At 52.7% G+C, this 20880-nt stretch carries 17 protein-coding genes and 1 tRNA gene; 6 read left to right on the top strand and 12 right to left on the bottom strand.

Going from position 1 to position 20880, the window contains the following annotated elements:
• Nucleotides 1–21: 21 nt before the first annotated feature.
• The 3 genes from ACJHX7_RS06140 to ebgR form a co-directional block, all read right to left on the bottom strand.
• Entirely contained in the window at nt 22–471 is a 450-nt protein-coding gene (locus tag ACJHX7_RS06140; protein WP_001219954.1) for a beta-galactosidase subunit beta, read from the bottom strand.
• Nucleotides 468–3560 (bottom strand): beta-galactosidase subunit alpha, encoded by a 3093-nt coding sequence (gene ebgA, locus ACJHX7_RS06135; RefSeq protein ID WP_094029917.1) that lies wholly within the window; start codon nt 3558–3560, stop codon nt 468–470. The genes ACJHX7_RS06140 and ebgA overlap by 4 nt, the downstream gene beginning before the upstream one ends.
• Before the next feature lie 183 nt (nt 3561–3743).
• On the bottom strand, nt 3744–4727 hold the full coding sequence (gene ebgR / locus ACJHX7_RS06130; protein WP_077516415.1) for a transcriptional regulator EbgR: 984 nt from the start codon (nt 4725–4727) through the stop codon (nt 3744–3746).
• A 218-nt stretch (nt 4728–4945) separates the two neighbouring features.
• On the opposite strand from ebgR, the gene ACJHX7_RS06125 reads away from it, so the two are divergent.
• The gene (locus ACJHX7_RS06125) at nt 4946–5278 is read left to right on the top strand and encodes a tRNA-binding protein (RefSeq protein ID WP_000450588.1); all 333 of its coding nucleotides are present in this window, start codon (nt 4946–4948) and stop codon (nt 5276–5278) included.
• A gap of 41 nt (nt 5279–5319) precedes the next feature.
• Here ACJHX7_RS06125 and ygjG read toward each other — a convergent pair whose 3' ends face one another.
• Entirely contained in the window at nt 5320–6699 is a 1380-nt protein-coding gene (gene ygjG / locus ACJHX7_RS06120; protein ID WP_001297164.1) for a putrescine aminotransferase, read from the bottom strand.
• Nucleotides 6700–7116: 417 nt separating this feature from the next.
• Between ygjG and aer the strand changes: the two genes are divergently transcribed.
• Nucleotides 7117–8637 carry an aerotaxis sensor receptor Aer gene (gene aer / locus ACJHX7_RS06115; protein ID WP_094029918.1) on the top strand — a complete coding sequence of 507 codons (1521 nt, stop codon included), beginning with the start codon at nt 7117–7119 and terminating at the stop codon, nt 8635–8637.
• Nucleotides 8638–8790: 153 nt separating this feature from the next.
• Here aer and nfeR read toward each other — a convergent pair whose 3' ends face one another.
• Nucleotides 8791–9414, bottom strand: a complete 624-nt coding sequence (nfeR, locus tag ACJHX7_RS06110; protein WP_094029919.1) for a DNA-binding transcriptional regulator NfeR — start codon at nt 9412–9414, stop codon at nt 8791–8793.
• 287 nt (nt 9415–9701) lie between these two features.
• Here nfeR and nfeF point away from each other — a divergent pair, with 287 nt between their 5' ends.
• The gene (gene nfeF / locus ACJHX7_RS06105; RefSeq protein WP_001066503.1) at nt 9702–10466 is read left to right on the top strand and encodes an NADPH-dependent ferric chelate reductase NfeF; all 765 of its coding nucleotides are present in this window, start codon (nt 9702–9704) and stop codon (nt 10464–10466) included.
• Between the two features lie 53 nt (nt 10467–10519).
• On the opposite strand, the gene ACJHX7_RS06100 is transcribed toward nfeF, so the two are convergent.
• A tRNA-Ile gene (locus tag ACJHX7_RS06100) sits at nt 10520–10595 on the bottom strand.
• Between the two features lie 124 nt (nt 10596–10719).
• Here ACJHX7_RS06100 and mug point away from each other — a divergent pair.
• On the top strand, nt 10720–11226 hold the full coding sequence (mug, locus tag ACJHX7_RS06095) for a G/U mismatch-specific DNA glycosylase (RefSeq protein ID WP_000228937.1): 507 nt from the start codon (nt 10720–10722) through the stop codon (nt 11224–11226).
• Between the two features lie 78 nt (nt 11227–11304).
• Here mug and rpoD read toward each other — a convergent pair whose 3' ends face one another.
• The 3 genes from rpoD to rpsU all read right to left on the bottom strand — a co-directional run bounded on the left by rpoD (nt 11305) and on the right by rpsU (nt 15412).
• Complete coding sequence (gene rpoD, locus ACJHX7_RS06090) at nt 11305–13146, bottom strand: RNA polymerase sigma factor RpoD (RefSeq protein WP_000437371.1); 1842 nt, start codon at nt 13144–13146, stop codon at nt 11305–11307.
• A 194-nt stretch (nt 13147–13340) separates the two neighbouring features.
• Entirely contained in the window at nt 13341–15086 is a 1746-nt protein-coding gene (gene dnaG, locus ACJHX7_RS06085) for a DNA primase (RefSeq protein ID WP_000918827.1), read from the bottom strand.
• Nucleotides 15087–15196: 110 nt separating this feature from the next.
• On the bottom strand, nt 15197–15412 hold the full coding sequence (rpsU, locus tag ACJHX7_RS06080) for a 30S ribosomal protein S21 (protein WP_001144069.1): 216 nt from the start codon (nt 15410–15412) through the stop codon (nt 15197–15199).
• Nucleotides 15413–15649: 237 nt separating this feature from the next.
• On the opposite strand from rpsU, the gene tsaD reads away from it, so the two are divergent.
• Complete coding sequence (gene tsaD / locus ACJHX7_RS06075; RefSeq protein ID WP_094029920.1) at nt 15650–16663, top strand: tRNA (adenosine(37)-N6)-threonylcarbamoyltransferase complex transferase subunit TsaD; 1014 nt, start codon at nt 15650–15652, stop codon at nt 16661–16663.
• 42 nt (nt 16664–16705) lie between these two features.
• On the opposite strand, the gene ttdT is transcribed toward tsaD, so the two are convergent.
• Genes ttdT through ttdA form a run of 3 tightly spaced genes read right to left on the bottom strand, consistent with a single transcriptional unit; the run spans nt 16706 to nt 19731 of the window.
• Nucleotides 16706–18169: an L-tartrate/succinate antiporter gene (gene ttdT / locus ACJHX7_RS06070; RefSeq protein WP_032329923.1), complete on the bottom strand. Its 1464-nt coding sequence runs from the start codon at nt 18167–18169 to the stop codon at nt 16706–16708.
• A 48-nt stretch (nt 18170–18217) separates the two neighbouring features.
• Nucleotides 18218–18823, bottom strand: coding sequence for a L(+)-tartrate dehydratase subunit beta (gene ttdB / locus ACJHX7_RS06065; RefSeq protein WP_000722957.1), 606 nt, complete (start codon nt 18821–18823; stop codon nt 18218–18220).
• A complete protein-coding gene (ttdA, locus tag ACJHX7_RS06060; RefSeq protein WP_000986797.1) occupies nt 18820–19731 on the bottom strand; it encodes a L(+)-tartrate dehydratase subunit alpha in 912 nt (303 codons plus the stop codon). Before ttdA ends, ttdB begins: the two co-directional genes overlap by 4 nt.
• Nucleotides 19732–19937: 206 nt before the next feature.
• Between ttdA and ttdR the strand changes: the two genes are divergently transcribed.
• Nucleotides 19938–20870: an L-tartrate utilization transcriptional activator TtdR gene (ttdR, locus tag ACJHX7_RS06055; protein ID WP_001521355.1), complete on the top strand. Its 933-nt coding sequence runs from the start codon at nt 19938–19940 to the stop codon at nt 20868–20870.
• The last annotated feature ends 10 nt before the right edge of the window (nt 20871–20880 follow it).

Genomic DNA, 20880 nt, shown 5'->3' with positions numbered 1-20880 from the left:
CTCCTTTTGCCGCCGTAGTTGTTATTTGTTATGGAAATAACCATCTTCGATGGTGACTTTGAGAACCACTTTTTTGACCGCGTTATTGCAGATAAACCGATATGCTTCATGGATATCGCAAATAACGATTTGCCCTTCGTGGACCTCAACGGTTTCTCCGCAGCCTTTTAAATATTCACGGTCAGTTTCATCACGATAATATTCCACTACCTGTAATGTCTCTTTCGGCGCATATTCAATTTTTTGCTGCCCTTGCAGGTAGTAATGCACTTCAAAATAGCGTCGATGCCCGGTAAATAGCGCATCGGTCGCGGAGTCCGTCTCCACGCGGTAAGTCAATGAGTCACCGATGGAGTGGGCGACGCCAGGCTGAATGTTGTCGATATTTTCAATCGCTTCAACGCATCGTTGCCACTTCTTGCCAGAGGCGTAAATCTGGCGGAACTGTTCTAAGTTATCGATGATCCTCATTGCTTATTCTCGCTGTGCAAATTCGTGGAAAAGAACCCTGCGCCGAACTCATACGACGCCAGGCTTTGCGCGGTAGCTTCTCCGCCAGAAACCGGCAGCAACGTAAAGCCGTAGCTGAAGTCACGGAACCAGACGCGCCAGGAGTCCAGCACCTCGCTGCCCCAGGAGTTGGAGCCGAGGCCAAGCAGCTGGTGGTCGAGATTCAGAGTGATGTCATCACTGCGCTGAAGCTCGTTACAGTGCTGGGCAGCGTGGATGTTTTCCTGGGTATAGCGCCAGGCGCTGAAGTTAATGGGGCGCTGCGGAACCACCAGCAGACCGTTGCCGTGGCGGTTAGTCAGTGCCGTCCAGCGGACATGCTGACGGTTGCCGTTGTTCTGCGGGAAGGGATAGTTCTCGAACATGGCATCGACGGTGCTGCGCCAGATATCGATGATGTTAGCCTGCTGGCTGTCGGCGTAGTTTTCGCCCGGTCCACGTCCGTAATATGCTACCTGGTCGTATTCGCCGTTAATCCCCATGGTGAAACCGATGCACGGAATGATGTGCGGATAGTCGCCGTAACGTTCGCCGGAAAGCGCCACATTAACCTGACCATCGGCAGCGATGCGCCAGATGTAGGTACAGCGCATCCCGAAGTCAAACACCGGTGGGGCAATAACCGTGCGGCTGATGATCAACACTTCATCATCACTTTGCTCAACGGCAAAGTCGCGCAGATGTTCCTGCATGATCTGCAAATGATTCGGTTGCCACAGTCCTTCGTACTCCTGCTTGTGGTTGTCGATCATTGGCTTGAAGAAGTTGATCTTTGGCTCGCGGGTCAGCAGCGACTCGCCATTCACCTGCCAGGATGTCGGTTTGCCACTCATTTTTGAGAAGGTGATCGCGAAGTTGTAGCCGCGAACGGTGCAGCTCAAACGATCGTCTTCCAGCGTCAGCGGACGCGCATTATTTGGTGCGAAAGGCACTGGCTGCGCGGTGTTTTCCTTCAGCGGGAACTGATAAGTGGCGATAGAATGCCCGGCTTCGCTGTAGCGGGTGCGGGAATCTTTGGTCACCGTAATGTTGAGGAACGCTTCGCGGGCGTCCAGCTGCGGCAGCGTGATCTGCAAGGGGGCTTCGCTGTTCGGCGCAACGTCGCGCAGTTTAATCTGCTGCGTCGCGAGTGTTTCACCTTCGGCGCGCACCTCTGCGTGCAGGGTGTAGTCATCAAGCGTGGTAAACCATAGTTTATTTTCGACTTTCAACTCGCCGCGAGTCAGATCCAGCGCGTGGATTTTTACCGGCGCAATAACCTGTTTGTACTCTTTCAGTCCTGGTCCCGGCGTCTGATCGGAATAGATCAAACCATCAAGACAGAAGTTATAGTTGTTGGGATAGTCGCCGTAGTCGCCGCCGAATTTATACCAGACGTTGCCATTGTCATCCTGCGCCTGGATCCCGTGGTCGCACCATTCCCAGACATAATGTCCCTGAATGCAATCGTGCTTGTAGAAGACGTTCTGGTACTCCGTCAGCCCACCTGGTCCGTTCCCCATCGCATGAGCATATTCACAGATGATGCGCGGCTTCGGATGCGGGTATTCACCAAACTCATTCATCAGCGGCACGCGGGTGTACATGGTGGAAATAATATCGACCACTTCAGCATCACGATCTTCTTCGTAATGCACCAGTCGCGTGTCATCCAGCGCCTTCGCCGCATGGTACATCGCGCGGATGTTACAGCCATAGCCGGATTCATTGCCCAGTGACCAGATGATGATCGACGGATGGTTTTTCTGCGCGTGAATATGGCGAACAATGCGCTCGACGTAGACGTTTTCCCACTGCGGATCGTCGGTAATGCGGCTGATATCGCCGACGTTAGCAAAGCCGTGCGATTCGACGTCGGTTTCCGCCATCACAAACAGGCCGTAGATATCACACAGTTCGTAAAAACGAGGATCGTTCGGGTAGTGAGCGGTACGCACGGAATTGATGTTGTGCTGCTTCATCAACTGGAGATCTTTCTCGACGCGATCCATCCCAACGGCGCGGCCTTTGCGATGATCATTGTCGTGGCGGTTGACGCCGTGCAGCATCACATAACGGTTATTGATCCAGAACAGACCGTCGCGCACTTTGATATCACGGAAGCCAACGCGTTGTGGCACCACTTCCAGAACGTTGCCGTCGGCGTCTTTCAGCGTCATGACCAGATGGTAAAGATAAGGGGATTCTGCTGACCATTGCTGGGGCTGTTCGACAGTAAAAGCAAAGCTGGCGCTGGTCAGTTTTTCAATTGCCAAATGATCAATGGCGCTGCTGTGCACCAGGCGTTCCCCATCAAACAGGGTATATTCCAGCGTCGTGACGACAGGGGAGGCGGCGAGATTTTCCAGCACCACTTCGCAGGAAAGTGTGGCATCGCAATAGGCTTCGTCAAAGTCGGTACGAACGGTGAAATCGTTAATATGCGTGAGTTGTTTACCGACCAGATAAACATCGCGGAAAATCCCCGCCGACCACCACATATCCTGGTCTTCCACGTAGGTAGAGTCCGCCCACTGCATCACGCGCACACACAACAGGTTGTCGCCGGTTTTAACCATCGCGCTGATGTCAAACTCTGCGGTCAGGCGACTGCCCTTGCTGAACCCCACATACTGACCGTTAACGTAGACTTCAAAATAGGTTTCGACGCCGTCAAATTTAATCAGCGTCTGTTTACCCTGCCAGCCGTCGCTGAGGGTGAAAATACGTTGATAGGCACCGGTTGGGTTATCGCTGGGAACAAACGGCACATCGATGGGGAATGGAAAACCTTCGTCGGTATATTGCAGTTTGCCGTGGCCTTCCATTTGCCACATGGCGGGGACGGTAATATGCCCCCAGTCAGCCATTAACTCAGAGGTGAAGGCTTCTGGTACTTGCAGCGGATGGTCAAAAAAGTGGAAATTCCACTGACCGCTTAAGGGCAGAAACAGGCTGCTCGTTTCGCGGGCAAAGGTACGCGCCTGCGCAACAGAATCATATGAAAAAAAGTACGCACGCGGCGCAAGTCGGTTTTCGTGGGTGAGCTGAATGTTTTCCCAGCGATTCATAGGGCCTCCCGGTAGAGAGAAATCGGAACCATTCATGGTGATGGTAGTTTGTGTAATTGCTGGGGAGTTTAGTAAAATTTTTACTAAAAAGTAGCAGGTAAATGCATTTACTTTAACTGGATCACGAAAATAAACGGCAGCACTGTCCGGCAAAAACGATTGCCGGACAGTGTGTAAGGGGATTTAGCGGGTCGTGCCGCGGAGTTTTAATTTGCTGGGAACGAAGACTAACAGCGGCAGCGCGCGACCATCGCGAGCCTTTTCATACAACAGGTTAACGCCCTGACTTCCCATCATCTCGGAATGGATGCGCACGGTTGAGAGCGGCGGAAAGGTAAATCGCGCGGTGGGGATGTCGTTCACGCTGATAAGCGAAATATCCTGTGGGATGTTCAGGCCTCGTTCATGAATTGCCCGCAGTACGCCGATAGCAATGGAATCAGAAGCGACAAACAACGCCTTCGGGTAGTCTTCCTGCGCCAGCATCTGTTTTGCCAGTTCATAGCCCGACGAACTGGAAAAACCGCCGCGCCAGATATCCTCTTCGCGTACCACGTGTTTCAGACGACCATATTCCACAAAGGCGACCTCACGAATATCCGCTTTGCCAGGCAAGTCTTCGCCGCCAATAAAACCAATACGATTAACACCCTGATCGATATAGAAATCGATGATTTCTTTACTGATGCGTGCCAGATCGATATCCACCGCATCGTAACCGCTGCCGGGTTCGTGAAAGTCGATAAAACAGATATTGTCGGTCAATGCGCTGGCAGCGGCGCGCAGGGCGGGCGTGGGTTTGCCGACAATTAAAATACCGGTGACGTTTTTAATGTCTGGTAAGCCGTTGTGTTCATAACAGTTGGTCAGTTCGATCGCCAGCTTTTCGCACTGAGTTTCAATGCCGTGGCGGATCGCCAGATAGTAAGGATCGTTGATCTCCAGCTCCTGTTGGTAGCTGTAGATAGCCAAAATATGGTGTTGGTTGACTGCGCCTGTCTGGAGTTTACGGGCGCTACTGGTCTTGTACTCCAGCTTTTCGGCGATCTCGAGAATGCGATGTTTCGTCTCTTCTTTCACATTCAATGTCGGATCGTCATTCAAGACCCTGGATACTGTCGCCAGGGATACGCCAGCTTCGATTGCGATGTCTTTTAGTGTTGCCATGTTTACCTTTTTTACTTTCCCTGATGTGCGCCCCCATTGTAGAGGAAGTGCTTATCGGGTCACCTGTTTTCAGTAAATAAAGCGCGTTTCTTTGACGCTGTAACGGTAACACAGCGGCTCACGAATGTGATCACGCCTGCATTCTCCAGTTTTAGCCTACAGGATTGAGAAAAACTTTTGCTATAATTTAGTAAAATTTTACTCGAGGGGAGGAAACAATGGAAACCGTGGCTTACGCTGATTTTGCACGTCTGGAAATGCGTGTCGGAAAGATTGTGGAAGTGAAACGCCATGAAAACGCCGACAAGCTGTACATCGTACAGGTTGATGTGGGTGAAAAAACGCTGCAAACCGTGACCAGTCTGGTGCCGTACTACAGCGAAGAAGAGCTGATGGGGAAAACGGTGGTGGTCTTATGCAATCTGCAAAAAGCGAAAATGCGCGGTGAAACGTCGGAATGCATGCTGTTGTGTGCGGAAACCGATGACGGCAGTGAAAGCGTGCTGTTAACGCCGGAGCGGATGATGCCTGCGGGCGTACGTATCGTATAAAAAGATCGGATGGCGACGTCGAATCGCCATCCGATTTGATATTACGCTTCTTCGACACTGACTCGCATGGCCGCCAGCGCCTTACGCGCCGCTTTGATCACCAGTTCACACTGTTCAATGGTCAGTGTCAGTGGCGGTTCAATGCGGATCGTTTTAGCGTTGTTGAGTGTTCCGGCCACCAGTACGCGCTGGCGGAACATCTCGCTGGCAAAGTTATAGCCGATTTCGTTATCAACAAACTCAATCGCCATCAACATCCCTTTACCACGCGCTTCCTGTACCAGATCGGGATATTCCCGCGCCAGTTGACGAAAACCGTCCAGCAACATATCGCCTTTTTGTTCAGCCTGAGCCGGTAAGTTCTGCTCCAGCAACACATTGATGGTCGCCAGCGCCGCCGCACAGGCCAGCGGGTTGCCGCCAAAGGTGGTGGTATGCAGGAACGGGTTGTCGAACAGAACGGAAAACACCTCTTCAGTGGCGATGGTTGCGCCAATCGGCATCACGCCGCCGCCGAGGGCTTTTGCCAGACACAGGATGTCCGGCTGTACGTTCTCATGCTCGCAGGCGAACATCTTGCCCGTGCGCCCCATGCCCGTTTGTACTTCATCGAGGATCATCAGTGCGCCGAACTCATCGCACAGCTTACGCACGGCGGTGAGATAGCCTGGCGGCGGCAGAATTACGCCACCTTCGCCCTGAATCGGTTCGAGGATCACCGCAGCCACATCATCACCGGTTTTTTTGCACTCGTTAAGAGCCGTGCGCATGGCTTCGATATTGCCAAACGGTACATGACGGAACCCTGGCAGCAGCGGCATAAATGGTTTGCGGAAGGTCGATTTCGCCGTGGCCGACAGCGCGCCAAGTGATTTACCGTGGAACGCGCCGCTGGTGGCAATAAAAGTAAACTTGCCGCGCGGTGACTGATAAGCCTTCGCCAGCTTCAGCGCTGCTTCAACGGACTCGGTGCCGCTATTACAGAAGAAGCTGTATTTCAGTTTACCGGGCGTTAGCGCCGCAAGGGTTTTCGCCAGCATCGCCCGTAACGGATCGAGCAGCTCCTGGCTATGTAACGGTTGTTTCGCAAGTTGATTCTGTACGGCGGAAACCACAACTGGATTACGGTGCCCCACGTTGAAAATTCCAAAACCTCCAAGGCAGTCGATAAACTCCTGTCCCTGGGTGTCGACAAGCGTATTTAAACCTCCCGCTTGCCACTCTACGGCTCCGTAATCCCCGCCGGCGGTAACAGATTTGCGATACTCTAAAAACCCCGGATTGACATGCTCTTTGAAGTATTCAATCACCTCTCGGTTAAGTGCTTTCATCTCCTCATGATCCAGCGTTCGCTTTTCAATGAGATTCAGGGCGTGGGCGCTGCACGCTAAAGCCGATGCGCTCGAAGGTAACCTGTTCAAAATATGCTCCGGAGGCTCGCGTATCACATGATACCGATTTAAGTATTGCAGGGATTGCGCCACTCCGGCTGCGATCGCGAAAATCGGGATAAACACAAATGCGCTTATCATTTGCGCAATATTTAATGCTATCTGTTAACATTTGTTGTTATTTTGCACGGTTTTTGTCGGGTATGGATTTGATGATTGCTGCGCAAATGCACGCTTTCAGGGCATTAACTGCCTGATTTTTGGGCAAGATAATTAACGTTTTCGTATAGTACCAGAGTGAAAGTATTTTAAATCAAGGGATTAGATTTATGTTTTAATCGCAAATTGCGATCTAAATCAAATTAATCGGTTAAAGATAACCGCAGCGGGGCCGACATAAACTCTGACAAGAAGTTAACAACCATATAACCTGCACAGGACGCGAACATGCCTTCTCATCCGTATGTCACCCAGCAAAATACCCCGCTGGCGGACGATACCACTCTGATGTCCACTACCGATCTGCAAAGCTATATCACTCATGCTAATGACACTTTTGTGCAGGTGAGCGGCTATACCTTGCAAGAGTTACAGGGGCAGCCGCACAACATGGTGCGTCACCCGGATATGCCAAAAGCGGCGTTTGCGGATATGTGGTTCACCCTGAAAAAAGGGGAGCCCTGGAGCGGCATCGTGAAAAATCGCCGCAAAAATGGCGACCATTATTGGGTGCGGGCCAATGCGGTACCGATGGTGCGCGAGGGAAAAATCAGTGGCTATATGTCGATTCGTACCCGGGCGACGGATGAAGAGATCGCGGCGGTGGAGCCGCTGTACAAAGCGTTGAACGCCGGACGGACCAGTAAGCGTATTCATAAAGGCCTGGTGGTGCGTAAAGGCTGGCTGGGAAAACTGCCTTCATTACCGCTTCGCTGGCGGGCGCGTGGCGTGATGACCCTGATGTTTATCTTGCTGGCGGTCATGCTTTGGTTTGTTGCTGCCCCGGTGGTGACGTATATCCTCTGTGCGTTAGTGGTATTGTTGGCAAGCGCCTGTTTTGAATGGCAGATTGTCCGCCCGATAGAAAATGTCGCCCGTCAGGCACTGAAGGTGGCGACCGGAGAGCGTAATAGTGTTGAGCATCTGAATCGCAGCGATGAGCTGGGGCTGACATTACGCGCGGTAGGGCAGCTTGGCCTGATGTGCCGTTGGCTAATTAACGATGTCTCAAGCCAGGTGTCCAGTGTCAGAAATGGCAGTGAGACGCTGGCGAAAGGCACCGATGAACTGAACGAACATACCCAGCAGACAGTTGATAACGTTCAGCAAACGGTGGCGACCATGAACCAAATGGCGGCGTCGGTGAAACAGAACTCTGCCACGGCGTCGGCTGCCGATAAACTTTCTATCACCGCCAGTAATGCGGCAGTGCAGGGCGGGGAGGCGATGACTACGGTGATCAAGACAATGGACGATATCGCCGACAGTACCCAGCGCATTGGCACCATTACTTCGCTGATTAACGATATTGCGTTTCAGACCAATATCCTGGCCCTGAATGCGGCGGTGGAAGCGGCGCGAGCCGGCGAACAAGGCAAAGGTTTTGCAGTGGTGGCAGGGGAAGTGCGTCATTTAGCCAGCCGCAGCGCCAATGCCGCCAACGATATTCGCAAGCTGATTGATGCCAGTGCTGATAAAGTGCAATCTGGTTCGCAGCAGGTACACGCCGCCGGACGGACGATGGAAGATATTGTGGCACAGGTAAAAAACGTCACCCAGTTGATAGCTCAGATTAGCCATTCAACGCTGGAACAGGCCGATGGGCTTTCCAGCCTGACCCGTGCAGTGGATGAGCTTAACCTGATCACCCAGAAAAATGCCGAGCTGGTGGAAGAGAGTGCGCAGGTGTCGGCGATGGTGAAACACCGCGCCAGCCGACTGGAAGACGCGGTGACGGTGCTGCATTAATCGGTATGCCGGATCCGGCGGTTGGAGCACAATGCCTGATGCGATGCTGGCGCATCTTATCAGGCCTGCGGGGTGTGTAGCGGGTGTAGGCCGGATAAGGCGCGTCAAGCGTCGCATCCGGCAATTGCACCGCGCCACTGGCGGATGCGGCGATTAATCCAGTTGCGTAATATCAAAAGCGGCGCTGTCGATCACCGCAATGATCTTTTTTATTTGTGCATCAGTGATATCGCTCTGGTTGACGCGTAAATCCAGCACCGCTTTAAAATTATCCAGCGCCCGCTTCATTTGCGGGTTCTGGCGCAGCGCAGCGCCAACGCAACGCGCTTTGATGCGTTCTTCAATCATCTCTACCTGTTCGCGGTTTTCTTCCAGCCACTGCGCGCCTTGTTCGGTCAGCGCAATCTGCTTCTTACCACCTTCCTCTTCGCGAATGGTAATCAGCGACTGCTCCTGCAGAAAATCCAGCGTCGGGTAGATGACGCCCGGGCTTGGGGTGTAATTCCCCTGGGTCAGATTTTCAATCGCTTTAATCAACTCGTAACCGTGGCTGTCATCGCGCGAGAGAATATCCAGAATCACCAGACGCAATTCACCGTGACCAAAGAAACGTTGTCGACGACCGCCGCCGCGACCGTGGCGACCACCGCAGCATTGACCGTGTTCATGCTGGTGACCGTGTCCGCAGTGCTCGTGTTCTGACTTCTCACCTTTGCAGCAGCCCTCATGGCGTGGCTGGCCTTCATGTTTACAACACCCTTCGTGATGATGGCTCATATCAGCCTCCTTTTGCTTAATTAGATATATCTAATTTATATCTGACATGAGCATTACTGCAAGTACAAAAATGATTTTTAAACGCAGGTTTACTCAACATGTAGGCCGGATAAGGCGTTCACGCCGCATCCGACATTGAGCAATGATGCTTGATAAGAGGTTGCACGTCTTATCAGACTATAGACATATCAGTGCTACAAATCGCTTGCATTTATCATGATTAACAATCATTATCATTTACGAAAATTATTTAGATATATCTGATTACCATCACGAAGGCGATAACAATGAATAACACCCCCCGCTACCCACAGCGCGTTCGCAATGATCTGCGCTTCCGTGAACTGACTGTGCTACGCGTTGAGCGCATCAGCGCCGGTTTTCAGCGCATTGTCCTCGGCGGCGAGGCGCTGGACGGTTTTACGTCGCGCGGCTTTGACGATCACAGCAAGCTCTTCTTTCCTCAACCAGGCACTCACTTTGTGCCGCCAACGGTAACGGAAGAGGGCATCGTCTGGCCGGAAGGACCACGCCCACCGTCGCGTGACTATACGCCGCTATATGACGAACTACGCCATGAACTGGCGATCGATTTCTTTATTCACGACGGTGGGGTCGCCAGCGGCTGGGCGATGCAGGCGAAACCGGGCGATAAACTTACGGTGGCAGGTCCGCGCGGTTCGCTGGTGGTGCCGGAAGATTACGCGTATCAGCTGTATGTCTGCGATGAATCCGGAATGCCCGCACTGCGCCGCCGCCTGGAAACGTTGAGCAAACTTGCCGTTAAACCGCAAGTTAGTGCGCTGGTTAGCGTGCGGGATAACGCCTGTCAGGATTATCTCGCGCACCTTGATGGTTTTAATATCGAATGGCTGGCACATGATGAGCAGGCGGTAGATGCGCGTCTGGCGCAGATGCAAATCCCTGCCGATGATTACTTCATCTGGATAACCGGCGAAGGCAAAGTCGTTAAGAATTTAAGCCGTCGCTTTGAAGCGGAACAGTATGACCCACAGCGGGTACGCGCGGCGGCTTACTGGCACGCAAAGTAACTGATATATAAAAAGAAAAAGGCTGACGATTTCTCGTCAGCCTTTGCTATGTCTGGTGGCCCCTGCTGGACTTGAACCAGCGACCAAGCGATTATGAGTCGCCTGCTCTAACCACTGAGCTAAGGGGCCATGGTAGCGGATTATAAAGTAACTCCGTGTCGCAATCCAGCCATTACCGCGCGCCTGCTGTTTTTATAAACAATGTATTTTCAATCCGTTATACTTTTCCTGGTGATGTTAGAAAGGAGTAAATATGGTTGAGGATATTTTGGCTCCAGGGTTACGGGTCGTGTTTTGCGGTATCAACCCTGGGCTTTCATCCGCCGGGACTGGTTTTCCCTTTGCTCATCCGGCAAACCGCTTCTGGAAGGTGATATATCAGGCCGGGTTTACCGACCGTCAGTTGAAGCCGCAGGAGGCACAGCATCTGCTGGATTATCGTTGTGGCGTCACCAAACTGGTAGACCGTCCAACGGTGCAAGCCAATGAAGTGTCAAAGCAGGAGCTGCACGCAGGCGGGCGTAAGCTAATTGAAAAAATAGAAGATTATCAGCCGCAGGCGTTGGCGATTCTGGGCAAACAAGCATATGAACAGGGATTCAGCCAGCGCGGTGCACAGTGGGGGAAACAAACGCTCACCATTGGTTCGACGCAGATTTGGGTGCTGCCAAATCCCAGCGGTTTAAGTCGCGTTTCACTGGAGAAACTGGTTGAAGCGTATCGCGAGCTGGACCAGGCGCTGGTAGTGCGTGGGCGATAAAAAACGCCACCGAAAAGGTGGCGTTTGTGCAGAGGGCCTAGTGCCGGGTGCGGCGTAACGCCTGATCCGGCCTACCGATTAATCGTCCAGGAAGCTACGCAGCACTTCAGAACGGCTCGGGTGACGCAGTTTGCGCAGCGCCTTCGCTTCGATCTGACGGATACGTTCGCGGGTAACGTCGAACTGTTTACCTACTTCTTCCAGCGTGTGGTCGGTGTTCATATCGATACCGAAACGCATACGCAGAACTTTCGCTTCACGCGCGGTCAGGCCAGCCAGCACGTCGTGCGTTGCCGCACGCAGGCTTTCGGTGGTCGCAGAATCCAGCGGCAGCTCGAGGGTGGTATCCTCGATGAAATCCCCCAGATGCGAATCTTCATCATCACCGATCGGCGTTTCCATGGAGATTGGCTCTTTGGCGATTTTCAGCACTTTGCGGATCTTGTCTTCCGGCATCAGCATACGTTCAGCCAGTTCTTCCGGCGTCGGCTCGCGGCCCATCTCTTGCAGCATCTGGCGAGAAATACGGTTGAGCTTGTTGATAGTCTCAATCATATGCACCGGAATACGGATGGTGCGCGCCTGATCCGCGATAGAACGGGTGATCGCCTGACGGATCCACCAGGTTGCGTAGGTGGAGAACTTGTAACCACGGCGATATTCGAACTTATCTACCGCTTTCATCAGGCCGATGTTACCTTCCTGAATCAGGTCAAGGAACTGCAAGCCACGGTTGGTGTATTTCTTGGCGATAGAAATAACCAGACGTAAGTTCGCTTCAACCATCTCTTTCTTCGCACGGCGGGCTTTCGCTTCACCGATGGACATACGACGGTTGATATCTTTAACCTGCTCGATGGTCAGGCCGGTTTCTTCTTCAATCTGCTGCAGTTTCTGCAGGGCGCGATGCACTTCTTCAGAGACATCGTGCAGTTTTTCCGACCACGGCTTGTTCATCGCAATTGCCGCGTTGAACCAGGTATCGCTGGTTTCGTTGCCGGTAAACAGGGTAATGAAGTTTTTCTTCGGCATTTTGCACTGCTCAACGCAGAGCTTCATGATCAGACGTTCTTGCGTACGAACGCGGTCCATCATGACGCGCATGCTGTTGACCAGGTAGTCAAACTGCTTCGGCACCAGGCGGAACTGTTTGAATACTTCAGACAGTTTCAGGATCTCTTCCTGAGCAGCAGCGTGACTGCGACCTTTCGCTTTGATGGTGTCACGCGTTACAACGTACTGAGCGCGCAGTTCCGCAAATTTTTCGCGAGCCAGTTCCGGGTCGATGCTGTTGTCATCATCGGCGCTGTCGTCATCGCCATCTTCTTCGTCTTCATCTTCGTCATCGTCCAGATCTTCCTGGGAAAGCTCAGAACCGACGTGAGTGGCGGTAGGTGCCAGATCTTCTTCTGCGTTCGGGTCAACAAAGCCGGTGATCAGATCGGACAGACGCGCTTCTTCTGCTTCAACACGATCGTACTGTTCCAGCAGATAGGTGATCGCTTCCGGATATTCAGCAACGGAGCATTGAACCTGGTTGATCCCGTCTTCAATACGCTTAGCGATGTCAATTTCGCCTTCGCGGGTCAACAGTTCAACGGTGCCCATTTCACGCATGTACATGCGTACCGGGTCAGTCGTGCGCCCGATTTCAGATTCCACGCTGGAAAGCACCTGCGCGGCGGCTTCGGCAGCATCTTCGTCCGCGGTGTTTTCAGCCAGCATCAGATCATCGGCATCCGGTGCTTCTTCCATCACCTGAATGCCCATGTCGTTGATCATTTGGATGATGTCTTCGATCTGATCTGAATCGACGATATCTTCCGGCAGATGGTCATTGACCTCGGCATAGGTCAGATAGCCTTGCTCCTTACCACGGGTGACAAGAAGTTTCAGCTGTGACTGCGGGTTTTGCTCCATAAGACGGTATCCACACTTATTTCATGAGGTTGGTGTTGGGCGATTGACCCGATGTCCTTCAGCCGTTAACGCTGAAATCCAACGGTTGTTTACCGCCAACGATAATTACGAGGGCGTACTTATATATTTGCCGCTGCCTCTCAGTGCGGCTGTCGGGGGCTTCCCGATCGCTCTTCGGCACTTAAGCCGTTAAATCACTTTTTCGCCAGCTCCTGGTTTAATGTCCAGAGCTCCAAGCGTTCTTCGTTGCTTAAACCATGCGTGCGCTCACGAGCGATTAACTCTTCCTGGCGCAGTTCAAGCAGCGAATCAAACATATGGTTGAGTGAGTCGGTGAAGGTTTGCTCAGCAATATTCTTATCTGCTATATCGTCCCACATCGACAGTTTTTCAAGGGTGGCAGCATTATTTGTACCACGATAGTGCTCTAAAAGTTGCCCGGTGGTCAGACCTGGCTGGGAGAGACAAGTGTTGACCAGTTCTCTGAATAAGCCAAGTCCAGGGAGCTTATTTTCATCCAGATTCTCAAGCGGCGGGACCAACGTCGCTAATTCTGGATTTTGCACCAGCAACCCTATAAGTATACGCATGGTCGTGCGTTTTAGCTGCGGAACAGGGCGAGAAACGCCGCTCTCTGCCGCTTTTGGCATTAATCGTTCAAGCTGGCTGTCATCAAGTATGCCTAATTTGTTGCCTAATTCCTGACGAAGATATATTCGCAGCGTTTCGCCCGGCACTTGCGATATCAGTGGCAGTGCCAGCGTACTCAAACGTGCGCGCCCGTCAGGGGTACTCAGATCAACTTGCGGCATCAGACTGTTAAACAGAAATGCGGAGAGTGGCATCGCCTGCTCCATCCGCGCTTCAAACGCTTCTTTACCTTCTTTTCGTACCAGCGTGTCAGGGTCTTCGCCATCAGGCAAAAACATAAAGCGTAGCTGACGACCGTCTGTCATGTAAGGCAGCGCCGTTTCCAGCGCTCGCCAGGCGGCATCGCGGCCTGCACGGTCGCCGTCATAACAGCAAATGACATTGTTGGTCGCGCGGAACAACAGTTGTATGTGATCGGCGGTGGTTGACGTACCTAACGACGCAACGGCGTAATTAATGCCGTATTGCGCCAGCGCCACCACGTCCATATAGCCTTCGACCACAAGCAGACGATTGGGTTCAGCGTTATCCTGCTGCGCTTCATAAAGACCGTAAAGCTGGCGGCCTTTATGGAAAATGTCCGTTTCCGGCGAGTTCAGGTATTTGGGGGTATCGTTGCCCAGCACGCGTCCGCCAAAACCAATCACCCGACCGCGTTTATCACGAATGGGGAACATCACCCGCTCGCGGAAACGGTCGTAACTGCGCCCCTGATCGTTAGTGACCAACATGCCCGCATCAATCAATGACTGGCGATTTTCTGGATTGCCACCAAACCGCTTCAGGACGTTGTCCCAGCCAGGGGGGGCAAAACCAATCGCAAAGCGGGCGATAACCTCGTGGCTTAATCCGCGTTTTTCCAGATACTGGCGCGCAGACGTGGCAACAGGTTGCTGTAAAGATTGTTGGTAAAACGTATTCAGACCGTCCATCAACTGATAAAGCGTTTGTCGTTGATGGCGCTCGATCTGGCTGGGGCCGCTACCTGCTTCAAATGGCACTTCAAGATTGTGCATTGCTGCCAGCTCTTCGACCGTTTCGACGAACTCAAGCTTGTCGTAGTTCATCAGGAAGTCGATCGCGTTGCCGTGCGCGCCACATCCAAAGCAGTGGTAAAACTGTTTCTCACCGTTAACGGTGAATGATGGGGTTTTCTCGTTGTGGAATGGACAACACGCGTGGAAATTCTTGCCCTGCTTTTTCAGCTTCACACGGGCATCGATCAGATCGACGATGTCAGTGCGTGCCAGCAGATCATTAATGAATACGCGTGGGATTCGTCCAGCCATAGGCCCCGATTTTTAGCAATTCATAAACGAAAATAAGCCGCGCATTCCTTTCGGAAGCACGGCCTTACAACTACAACTCGGTCTGATCGGAGAGCAACGCTCTCGGGGAATTAGTACAGACGAGTGCGGCGTGCGTTTTCGCGAGCCAGTTTCTTCGCGTGACGTTTCACTGCAGAAGCTTTAGCGCGCTTACGTTCGGTAGTCGGTTTTTCATAGAACTCACGACGACGAACTTCCGCCAGAACACCTGCTTTTTCGCAGGAACGCTTGAAGCGACGCAGAGCTACGTCGAACGGCTCGTTTTCACGTACTTTAATTACCGGCATGTGCCTCTCACCTTTGATTAATTCGGTTTGCCGCTGGCATCAACGCCAGCTTATTTCAAAATGGTGCGGAATTTTACTGCAATTGCTGCTGCTTTGTAAAGCACCGCGGCCTTTTTTGAAAGGGACTTTTATAAGGGTGAGGAGTATACACGAGGCTTTCTCCAGGGGCGAACAAAGTTTTACATCAACCCGCATTGGTCCTACACTGCGCGGTAATAAAGCGAGGTAAAACAAGTCATGCGTGTACTGGGTATTGAAACTTCCTGCGATGAAACCGGCATCGCCATTTACGACGATGAAAAAGGTTTGTTAGCCAACCAATTGTATAGTCAGGTGAAATTGCACGCTGACTACGGCGGCGTCGTGCCTGAACTGGCCTCCCGCGATCACGTGCGTAAAACCGTACCGTTGATCCAGGCGGCGCTGAAAGAGTCCGGTTTAACGGCAAAAGACATTGACGCCGTGGCCTATACTGCAGGCCCTGGATTAGTCGGTGCGCTGTTGGTTGGCGCAACGGTCGGGCGTTCGCTGGCATTTGCCTGGGGCGTTCCGGCGATCCCGGTACACCATATGGAAGGGCATCTGTTAGCGCCGATGCTGGAAGATAACCCACCGGAATTTCCGTTTGTCGCGCTGCTGGTTTCCGGCGGTCATACGCAGTTAATCAGCGTGACTGGCATTGGTCAGTACGAGCTGCTCGGTGAGTCTATTGATGATGCCGCCGGTGAAGCGTTTGATAAAACCGCGAAGCTGCTGGGGCTGGATTATCCTGGCGGGCCATTACTGTCGAAAATGGCGGCTCAGGGTACTGCCGGGCGCTTTGTCTTCCCGCGCCCGATGACCGACCGTCCGGGGCTGGATTTCAGCTTTTCTGGTCTGAAAACCTTCGCGGCAAATACCATTCGTGATAACGGCATCGACGACCAGACGCGTGCTGATATCGCCCGCGCCTTTGAAGATGCGGTGGTCGATACGTTGATGATTAAGTGTAAGCGAGCGCTGGATCAGACAGGCTTTAAGCGACTGGTAATGGCAGGCGGCGTGAGTGCTAACCGCACGTTACGGGCGAAGCTGGCTGAAATGATGAAAAAACGCCGTGGCGAAGTGTTCTACGCGCGTCCGGAATTTTGTACTGATAACGGCGCGATGATCGCCTATGCCGGAATGGTGCGGTTTAAAGCAGGCGCGACGGCGGATCTCGGCGTTAGCGTGCGTCCGCGCTGGCCGCTGGCAGAGTTACCGGCCGCGTAAAACTATTAGGTGCCGGAGAGTCACTTCCGGCACCGTCCTCACTTAAAGCAACACCACGGGCATCCACAGTAAGCCGGTAATCACCAGCAACACGAGGAATATCAGCCCAAAAATCGCCCCCAGTCGCCAGTAATCCACCGTTGGCAGATAACCACTGCCGTAGTAAATCGGACTGGGTCCGGTGGCGTATGGTGTAAGAATGCTCCCCAGACCAATTGCCGCGCCAACCATCAGGCAGAATACCGGCAGCGGGATTTCCGGCATCGCCAGCGCGGCGGCAATCATCATCGGCGCGAGAGCGGAGGTATACGCCGTGGCGCTGGCGAAAAAGTAGCGCAGCAGATAAAAGACCACAATCAACGCCACCATCACTATCGTTGGCGAATAACCGCTTAAGCTGCCTGCTAACAGTTTGCCAAACCAGCTAATAAAACCGGTGTTGTTGAGTCCGGTAGCGAGGGTGATAAGCGAGGCCAGCCAGAAGAAAACGTTCCACGCGGCTTTATTACTGACAATGTCGTCCCAACTGATAATGCGCAGAAGCAGCATCAGCGCCACCACGCTGTAACCGACCATCGCGGCATCGATATAATCACCGCCGAAAATCCACAGCACCAGCGCGCCTACCATCAGCCCCAGCATCCGTTTTTCACGCGAACAGAGCGGGCCCATTGCCTGCAGTTCCGTCTCTGCCCAGCGCGGCACCTGATCACCAGACTTCAGTACCGGCGGGTACAGCACGTAAGCCAGCCAGGGAACCAGCAGAACCAGTAAAATGCTGAGCGGCAACATCCCGAGGAACCAGTCGCCCCAGCTCAGCGTGGCGTGAGATGCGCTTTTCATCAGTCCAATTAACAGCAAATTTGGAGCCATCGCCGTCAGGAAAATGGCGCTGGTCACGCAGTCGGCAACAATCCCCATCCACATGATGTACGAGCCAATGCTGCGCGAACTGCTGTCGTTTGGTTGTGATTGATAGAGCGGTGGCAGGTTACGGATGATGGGATAGATAATCCCCGCACCACGCGCCGAGTTGGACGGTGTTACAGGCGCGAGTATCAGCTCGGAGAACATCACTGCATAGCCGAGAAACAGCGTGCGATGCCCCATTTTTTTCACCAGAATCAGCGCGATACGTCGCCCCAGCCCGGTTTTTTCATAGCCTGTGCCAAACATAAAGGCGGCGAAAATCAGCCAGATAACCGAATTAGAAAAACCAGAAACCGCCCAGGAGAGGGATTTGGCGGTGAACTTAAAACCTGGCTGGGCGAGCTGCTCCGGGCTGAACAGCAGCCAGGGAGAGAGAATGGCGATAATGGAGATACCCACCATCGCCACCACGGCACCCGGCACGGGTTCGAGGATCAGTCCAACGATCACGCCAGTAAAAACAGCAAAGTAGAGCCAGGTATGACTCTCCAGCCCTGCGGGAAGCGGAAGTAGAGCAATAATGGCGATGACCGCCAGCGGCGCAAGGTATCGCCACCATTCAGTGGAAGGTTTCATCGTGTTATGCCTGCGAAAAAGGAGAGGGGGTGAGCCTCTCCGGGAGGGTTATTTGATGTAGTGGACGTGCTCGCAAATCTCTTCCACGATGGGATCGCGGCGTTCGGCGAACAGCTTTTTGTTTTCGGCTATCAGGTTGTTGCCGTGGGTATCAATAGAGACAATCAGCGGGCCGAACTCTTTGACCCGGCAGACCCACAGTGACTCCGGCATCCCGAGTTCTGTCCAGTGCACCTCTTCAATCTCTTCCACCTGGGTTGCCGCCAGTACTGCGCAGCCTGCCGGGAAAATCACATGCAGCGCCTTGAATTTCTGGCAGCCTTCTTCGGTCAGCGGCCCCATTCCGCCTTTGCCGACCACCAGTTTCACGCCGGTCTGTTCGATAAATTCACGTTCAAAACTTTCCATACGCATACTGGTTGTCGGGCCGACGGATACCATCTCCCATTTGTCGCCGTTTTTGCGCACGATGGGGCCAGCGTGGAAAATCGCTTTGCCGTTGAGATCGTAAGGGATCGGACGTTTGAGTTCGATCAAACGACGGTGACAAACGTCACGGCAGGTCACCAGCGTACCGGTCAGGTAGATCACATCGCCGACGCGAATATCTTGCAGATCTTCAGCTTTGATCGGGGTTGTCAGGATCTTTTTCATAACGCGCTCCGGGTGTGAGACAGATTTTCAAAGGTGAGATCGGCATGAACCAGCAGTGTGCCGCGACGATGCGCCCAGCAGCCTGTAGAAACAGCAACGCCGATGGTTGACGGATGGCGGGCGGCAGATTCGATATGTACGCCCATCACTGAACTGTTGCCAGTCAGCCCTTGTGGACCAATCCCCAGACGGTTGAGTCCTTCTTCCAGGCGTAGCTCCAGCTCTGCCGCTTTTGGATTGGGATGGCGGCTGCCAATCGGGCGCAAAATGGCTTTTCGCGAGAGCACGGCGGCGGTTTCCACCGAGGTGGCGATGCCCACGCCCACCAGTACCGGTGGACAGGCGTTTACGGCGAGGGTGGAGATATTTTCGAAGACGAATTTCACTACGCCTTCGTAGCCTTCTGACGGCATTAACACTTTCGAGCGGCCTGGTAGCGTGCAGCCGCCGCCTGCCATGTAAACTTCGATTTCCGCATCGTCATTGTCGGGGATGATGTCCCAGGTGACCCACGGTACGCCGCTGCCGGTATTTTTGCCGGTGTTTACTTCGTCAAAAATTTCTACCGCATTGTGACGCAGTGGCGCTTTGACGGTTGCCTCTTCCACGGCTTGTTTGAGTATGCTTTGCAGCTCGCCAAGCAGTGGGAAACGGGAACCGACCTTAACAAAAAACATGATTTCGCCGGTGTCCTGACAGGCAGGACGATTCAGGTCGATCGCTTTTTGCATGTTATCGAACATCGTGTGGTAGATGATTTTTCCCATCGACGATGTTTCGGCATCCTTTAGCTGTTTTAGTTTGTCCACCACGTCATCGGGCATTCGGGTAGAAATCATGGCGGTAAAGTTAGCGACAATCTCCGTCAACTTATTCACTGCCTGTTGCTTATTACTTTCGCTCATCATGGCAACTCCAGTTTATGTATTTGTCTGGAAAAATTCACCGCCACAAACTACCACTAAAAATGTGGTTTTATATTTTTTGCTGCCGTGAATATGTAATTCACAGTTCGTGAATCAACGCGAAAATAAGAATGAATATTGCGCCAGAGCAGGGAATGGCAATGTTTTGCGAAATACACTGCGCTTATCACAACTGCGGATAATTAACGATGCTGAATAGCTGGCCTTTAGCCAAAGATTTGCAGGTACTGGTAGAAATCGTCCACAGCGGGAGTTTTAGCGCCGCAGCGGCGACGCTTGGGCAGACGCCTGCATTTGTCACCAAGCGGATCCAAATCCTTGAAAATACGCTGGCAACAACGCTGCTGAACCGCTCCGCTCGCGGCGTGGCGCTGACTGAAAGTGGCCAACGTTGTTACGAGCATGCGCTGGAAATCCTCACCCAATATCAGCGACTGGTCGATGACGTCACGCAAATCAAAACGCGCCCGGAGGGGATGATTCGTATTGGTTGCAGTTTTGGTTTTGGGCGCAGCCATATTGCGCCAGCCATTACCGAACTGATGCGCAATTATCCTGAGTTACAGGTGCATTTTGAATTGTTCGATCGGCAAATTGATTTAGTGCAGGATAATATTGATCTGGATATTCGTATTAATGACGAAATTCCTGATTATTATATTGCGCATCTGTTAACGAAAAATAAAAGAATATTATGCGCAGCACCTGAGTATCTGCAAAAATATCCGCAGCCACAATCCTTACAGGAATTAAGTCGTCATGATTGTCTGGTGACCAAAGAGCGCGATATGACCCACGGAATATGGGAGTTGGGGAACGGTCAGGAGAAAAAATCGGTGAAGGTAAGCGGGCATCTTTCCTCCAATAGCGGCGAGATAGTGTTGCAATGGGCGCTGGAGGGCAAAGGGATTATGTTGCGTTCCGAGTGGGATGTGTTGCCGTTTCTGGAGAGTGGCAAACTGGTGCGAGTATTGCCGGAGTATGCACAAAGCGCCAATATCTGGGCTGTTTACCGGGAGCCGCTCTATCGCAGCATGAAATTACGTGTCTGTGTGGAATTTCTGGCGGCATGGTGCCAGCAACGGCTGGGCAAGCCCGACGAAGGCTATCAGATCATGTAGATCCACCAGA

It is taken from the genome of Escherichia sp. WS1451, assembly GCF_046487365.1.
GTDB lineage: Bacteria > Pseudomonadota > Gammaproteobacteria > Enterobacterales > Enterobacteriaceae > Escherichia > Escherichia coli.
This window is presented reverse-complemented; position numbering and strand designations above follow the sequence as displayed.

Coding starts and splice junctions, on each gene's coding strand:
- ACJHX7_RS06140 (WP_001219954.1), bottom strand. CDS start 471: ATGAGGATCATCGATAACTTAGAACAGTTCCGCCAGATTTACGCCTCT.
- ebgA (WP_094029917.1), bottom strand. CDS start 3,560: ATGAATCGCTGGGAAAACATTCAGCTCACCCACGAAAACCGACTTGCG.
- ebgR (WP_077516415.1), bottom strand. CDS start 4,727: ATGGCAACACTAAAAGACATCGCAATCGAAGCTGGCGTATCCCTGGCG.
- ACJHX7_RS06125 (WP_000450588.1), top strand. CDS start 4,946: ATGGAAACCGTGGCTTACGCTGATTTTGCACGTCTGGAAATGCGTGTC.
- aer (WP_094029918.1), top strand. CDS start 7,117: ATGCCTTCTCATCCGTATGTCACCCAGCAAAATACCCCGCTGGCGGAC.
- nfeR (WP_094029919.1), bottom strand. CDS start 9,414: ATGAGCCATCATCACGAAGGGTGTTGTAAACATGAAGGCCAGCCACGC.
- nfeF (WP_001066503.1), top strand. CDS start 9,702: ATGAATAACACCCCCCGCTACCCACAGCGCGTTCGCAATGATCTGCGC.
- mug (WP_000228937.1), top strand. CDS start 10,720: ATGGTTGAGGATATTTTGGCTCCAGGGTTACGGGTCGTGTTTTGCGGT.
- rpoD (WP_000437371.1), bottom strand. CDS start 13,146: ATGGAGCAAAACCCGCAGTCACAGCTGAAACTTCTTGTCACCCGTGGT.
- dnaG (WP_000918827.1), bottom strand. CDS start 15,086: ATGGCTGGACGAATCCCACGCGTATTCATTAATGATCTGCTGGCACGC.
- rpsU (WP_001144069.1), bottom strand. CDS start 15,412: ATGCCGGTAATTAAAGTACGTGAAAACGAGCCGTTCGACGTAGCTCTG.
- tsaD (WP_094029920.1), top strand. CDS start 15,650: ATGCGTGTACTGGGTATTGAAACTTCCTGCGATGAAACCGGCATCGCC.
- ttdT (WP_032329923.1), bottom strand. CDS start 18,169: ATGAAACCTTCCACTGAATGGTGGCGATACCTTGCGCCGCTGGCGGTC.
- ttdB (WP_000722957.1), bottom strand. CDS start 18,823: ATGAAAAAGATCCTGACAACCCCGATCAAAGCTGAAGATCTGCAAGAT.
- ttdA (WP_000986797.1), bottom strand. CDS start 19,731: ATGATGAGCGAAAGTAATAAGCAACAGGCAGTGAATAAGTTGACGGAG.
- ttdR (WP_001521355.1), top strand. CDS start 19,938: ATGCTGAATAGCTGGCCTTTAGCCAAAGATTTGCAGGTACTGGTAGAA.